Source organism: Actinokineospora sp. (assembly GCF_050699995.1).
GTDB lineage: Bacteria > Actinomycetota > Actinomycetes > Mycobacteriales > Pseudonocardiaceae > Actinokineospora.
Genome location: NZ_JBOHGC010000153.1, coordinates 1 through 3,549, shown reverse-complemented (window position 1 = coordinate 3,549; position 3,549 = coordinate 1). Strand labels below are relative to the sequence as shown.

Below are 3,549 nucleotides of genomic sequence, written 5' to 3'. Positions count from 1 at the left end.
GGAACGCCATCTTCGCCACCAGCCCACCAGCCGCCGCAGCCTGACCACGACCCCCGCCCGCTACGGGCACAACCGGAGACCACAGCGGACAAGCTGGACCAGGCCAGCAGGTCAGTCCTGCCCAGACGTCACGACAAGATCAACAACCACAGCGAAGATCAACGCCCGGCCGCTCCACGGATCCAGGCTTAGAGCGCGTTTAGATCGATTGCCTCGGCCATGGCGCGATAGCCCGCGTCGTTCACGTGGATCTTGTCGCCGCCGTCGAACTCGTCGCGGATCTCGTCGGGGTCGGCCGGGTCGGCCACCGCCCGGTCGAAGTCGGCCACCGCGTCGTACTCGCCACTGGTGCGGATCCACTCGTTGAGCGCGTCGCGGATCGCCTCACCCTCCTCGGAGTACACGCCCTCATACGGGTTGCCCTTGTACGGCAGCACGGTCCCGCCGATGATGCGCAGGCCGCGCGCGTGGGCCAGCCGGATCAGCTCGCGGTGCGACTCGATGAGCCGCTGCGCGGTCAGGTCCGGGACGCCGGGGCCGCACGGATGCCACTCGGTCTGGGTGAGAGCGATGATGTCGTTGATCCCCTCGGAGACGATCACGGTCCGCACGCCCGCCACGTCGAGCACATCACGCTGGAAACGTGCGATCGCCTTGTCACCGAAGCAAAGGGAGTCGTCGAGCATCCGGTTGCCCGCCAGACCCGCGTTGCGCACACCCATGGGCTTGCCCGCCGCCACCAGCCGCTCGGCCAGCTCGTCGGGGTAGCGGTTGTCGGCACCCAGGGTCGAGAAGGAACCGTCGGTGAGAGAGTCGCCGAAGGCCACGACGGCCTTGCGTGCGCGGGCACCGAAGTCGATCACGTCGACGGCGGTCAGGTAGTAGTTGGACGGGGTGGTCTCGGTGAAAGCCTTGCCGTCACGGGCGAACCGGTGGTCCCCCACCGCGCGGTAGGCGGTCTCGGAGGCCCAGGCGTGGAAGGTCGCCGGACCGGTCGGCTGAGCGAAGAACAGCGACACCGACAGCCGCTCCAGTGGCGCGGTGCGCAGCCACACGGGGTCGCTGAACAGCTCACGGCCCGCCGGGATCGTCACCGACCGGGCGCCGCCGAACGTGATGGCCCGCATCGTGCCCGGGCGAACCGAAGCACCCGCCACGGTCTTGGCCACCGCCGCGCCACTGACCCGCAGTGGGATCGAACCGTACACATTGGACAGTTTGACGCGCAGGGCGTCACCGCCGGTGCTGACCCGGACCGTCTGGCGCACCGTGTGGTTGTCGAAGCCCGCCTCCGACCAGTTCGGCTCGAAGGTGAACTCGTTGGGCAGCTCCGCGGACATCGACCACGAGCCCACCCAGCCAGGGCCACCGTGCTGTTCGGCCGCGGCGGCCGGGGCAGGCGAGAGCAGCAGAACCGCCGCCACCGCCGCCGTGAGGACGCGCGTCACTCGGAAAGACATCATGGTCCAACCATCGAGCGTCGGGCCGTGCCCCGGCGACTCCCCCGTTGCCGGGCCTGCCATCTGGTGATGGTGAGAATGCCTGTGGATGGATTTCTCCACGATCGCCGGAAATTTGCCAGGATCACCCCATGAGCACCGAACCCGAAGACCCGCTGGACCGGATCACCCTCAGCCCCCGCCGGTTCGCCGCCGTGCTGTCGGTGGCCGCACTCCTGCTGGGCCTGGTCCTGGCGCTCGTACCGGTCCGGGTGGCGAACGTCGACTTGGCGCGGCCGAAGGTCTCCTGCGGCAACACGTTCGGCGGGGCGGAGACGCGGTCGATCGTCAACGGCCTCGGCGAGAACTCCCAGCCGGTGACGATCGCCTACATCGATTTATGCGAGCGCGCGATCAGTGAGCGGACCACGGTGTCGTGGGCGCTGCTGTTCGGGGGGTTGATCTCCGGGGTCGGGTTGGGGGTGGTTCGTCGGCGCGCCTAGGCGGGTCGGTCCGACCGAGCGCTCGGTTGAGTCCGACCAGCCCGGCCACCAGACCACCCAGCCCGACCAACCCACCCGATCGGGCCCAGCCCAACCCGCTCCGGCCAGGCCCGACCCAGCTGCCCCTTGCCGTTGGCCCTTGGCCTGTCCTAGATGAGCTTGCCCGGGTTCAGCACGCCCTCCGGGTCGAGTTCCCGCTTCACCGCGCCCAGCACGTCCACTCCCAGCGAGCCGATCTCGCGGGGCAGGTAAGGCGCGTGGTCGACGCCGGTGGCGTGGTGGTGGGAGATCGTTCCCAAGGAGTCCGTGGAGATCGCTTCGCAGGCGGCCTCCTTGGCCTTTGCCCACTGGCCGACCGGGTCTTCGAGGTCGCGCGGGACCAGGGTGGTGAAGTACAGGGAGGCACCGGTTTCGTAGGTGTGGGAGATATGGCAGGCGACTACGGGCTGGTGGTCCTCGGTGGTCAGCGACGTGGTCAGTGCGGCCCGGACGGAGTCGCGGAGGGCGTCGAGGCTTGACCAGTAGGTGGCGGTTTCCAGGGTCTCGACGCACACGCCCGCGTCCATCAGGGCGTCGCGCTGGCGGGGGCCTGCGAAGCGGCCGTGGCGCCAGGCCGCGCCCGCGGCTTGGCCGAGGGCGATGGTCTTGTGCTTGCGCAGGGTGCGCAGGGTGGCTCGGCGGGCCGCTGCCAGGTCTGCCTTCGTGCGGCCTTCCCAGCCGACGATGAGCAGGCACGGCTCGGTGATGCCGCGAGCCCTCAGGTAGGTGCGGACGGCATTCATCTTCCAGCCGCCTTTGAGGGCGAACCCGACCTCGGTCTCGGTGGGGTCCGACAGCCGGGTGACAGTGCCGCGGGCCCCGTTCTGGGCGAGGGCTCGGACGGCGTCGGCGCCCGACGACCAGCCGTCGAGGACGAAGCCCTCGTAACGGTCGAACGCGGGGATGGGGCGCACCCGGACGGTCACCTCGGTGATCACACCGAAGGCGCCTTCGCTGCCGACGATGAGTTGCTTGAGGTCCGGCCCGGCGGCGGAGGCCGGTGACACCCCGACGTGCCACTCGCCGCGGGGGGTGGCGAGGCGGACACCTTCGACCATGTCCTCGAAGCGGCCGTAGCCCGCCGAGGCCTGGCCGGAGGAGCGGGTCGCGGCGAAGCCGCCGATGGTGGCGCGCTCGAAGGACTGCGGGAAGTGGCCGAGGGTGAACCCGTGCGCGGCCAGGAGCCGCTCCGCCTCCGGTGCGACGACGCCCGCCTGCAACACCGCGAGACGCGAGACCGGGTCGACCGACACCAGCTTGTCGAGACGCATGAGGTCGAGCACGACCACCGAGGTCTTGTCGCCGCGCAGCGCCTGCACGCCGCCGACGACGGATGTGCCGCCGCCGAACGGGACGATGCCGACACCGTGTTCGGCGCACACCTCGATGACCCGCTGCACCTGATCCGGGTCCGCGGGGACCACGACCGCGTCGGGCGCGGTGACCTCGCCGCCGCCGCGGTGGCGCAGCAGGTCGAGGTAGGACAGCCCGCCGGTCCGGCCGAGTCGGGCTTCGCGGTCGAGCAGCACGTGCTCGGCGCCGACGACGGCGGCCAAGGCGGCGCGGGC

General features: G+C 70.5%; 3 protein-coding genes. 1 reads left to right on the top strand and 2 read right to left on the bottom strand.

All coding sequences use genetic code 11. The annotated features are described in order from the left end of the window. Nucleotides 1–188 precede the first annotated feature (188 nt). Complete coding sequence (locus ACRDSQ_RS08785) at nucleotides 189–1,463, bottom strand: SGNH/GDSL hydrolase family protein (RefSeq protein WP_431420311.1); 1,275 nt, start codon at nucleotides 1,461–1,463, stop codon at nucleotides 189–191. A 128-nt stretch (nucleotides 1,464–1,591) separates the two neighbouring features. Here ACRDSQ_RS08785 and ACRDSQ_RS08780 point away from each other — a divergent pair, with 128 nt between their 5' ends. After that, on the top strand, nucleotides 1,592–1,942 hold the full coding sequence (locus tag ACRDSQ_RS08780) for a hypothetical protein (protein WP_431420308.1): 351 nt from the start codon (nucleotides 1,592–1,594) through the stop codon (nucleotides 1,940–1,942). A 149-nt stretch (nucleotides 1,943–2,091) separates the two neighbouring features. Here ACRDSQ_RS08780 and ACRDSQ_RS08775 read toward each other — a convergent pair. Further along, nucleotides 2,092–3,549, bottom strand: a 1,458-nt coding sequence (locus ACRDSQ_RS08775; protein WP_431420306.1) for an FAD-binding oxidoreductase, incomplete at its 5' end; no start/stop codon positions are given.